This window comes from Maribellus maritimus, assembly GCF_022267315.1.
GTDB lineage: Bacteria > Bacteroidota > Bacteroidia > Bacteroidales > Prolixibacteraceae > Draconibacterium > Draconibacterium maritimum.
In genome coordinates this window covers 1-1,118 of record NZ_JAIKLE010000145.1, presented here as the reverse complement: position 1 = coordinate 1,118, position 1,118 = coordinate 1, and the positions used below count along the sequence as shown (strand labels likewise).

At 42.0% G+C, this 1,118-nt stretch carries 2 protein-coding genes; one reads left to right on the top strand and one right to left on the bottom strand.

Translation table 11 applies throughout. The annotated features are described in order from the left end of the window. Window positions 1-135: 135 nt before the first annotated feature. Window positions 136-519 (bottom strand): plasmid mobilization protein, encoded by a 384-nt coding sequence (locus K5G00_RS29430; RefSeq protein ID WP_238770213.1) that lies wholly within the window; start codon window positions 517-519, stop codon window positions 136-138. 336 nt (window positions 520-855) lie between these two features. On the opposite strand from K5G00_RS29430, the gene K5G00_RS29425 reads away from it, so the two are divergent. Continuing rightward, a partial coding sequence (locus tag K5G00_RS29425) for a transposase (RefSeq protein WP_394800894.1) occupies window positions 856-1,118 on the top strand: 263 nt, incomplete at its 3' end.

Genomic DNA, 1,118 nt, shown 5'->3' with positions numbered 1-1,118 from the left:
TCATCGTACATAAAAGGATTGGAAGAAAGGGTATTTTTACTATCAAAAAAAGCAGCAACACCCTGTTTTACTTTTTTCTCATTGTACATGAGGGCATTTTCAGTATTGGCAACCTGGTGGATTTTTATGACCATATTACCGGGGTTCAATTTTATCCATGTATTGCTGCAGAATGGAAAAACATTTTTCCAGTTCAATCAAAACCTGCCTGAAAACTTCCCTGTCAGCACCGGAAAACTGGTAAACCTGATGGGTATTTAAATTTTTGGCAACCTGGTTCAGGTTCACCCCGATTTTGTTGAGTTCATAATCCAGTTTTTGTGTTACCCGGATAAAATCCTCACTGGCCTCAATTTTCCGGATTTCCCTTTTCCGTACCAGTTTGGCACGGCAAAAATCGCTGATGGTTCGATAGCCTTCTTTTCCGCATCTTTTCCGCAGCAACTTCTTTTCCAACTCTGAAAGCCGAATGCAAATCAGTTTATCCAGTTTTTCGGTATCGCACGTTTTGGGTCTCATTTTAGCATTTTAATCCTTTGGATTAATCAGGCTTTTATCCCCCGGATAAAAGTCCCTGCCGGACAGGCACAAGAGGCTGTCTCAAAAGAGATGGCCTTTATTCATTTTCAGCGAATAGCAGATAAAATAATGAAAGTTGTCACTGATCGCTTTTGTTGACTGTCAGCGATTTAGTATCTTCAGGCATGGCAAGGAGATACAGAAAAGTACCATTCAAACCTTATCACGACAAACAGTCGATGCTGTTCCCCCCCGAATATTGATGAACTAGTTCCATCGGGGCATCCGGTGCGCATAGTTGACAGGATAATCGATAAGGTCGATATCCATTGCATCATGGATACTTATCCGGGTGGCGGTAGTTCGGGCTACCATCCCCGCATGTTATTAAAAGTATTGATTTACGCTTACCTGCGTAATATTTATTCGAGTCGCCAGATTGAAGAATCGCTAAAAGAGAATATCCATTTTATGTGGATAAGCGGCATGAGCAATCCTGACCACAATACCATCAACCGGTTTCGGGGGAAACGCCTGGATGGCAACCTGAAAGAGATATTTGGTTCTGTTGTAGAAATGCTTGCAGCAGAAGGTTACCT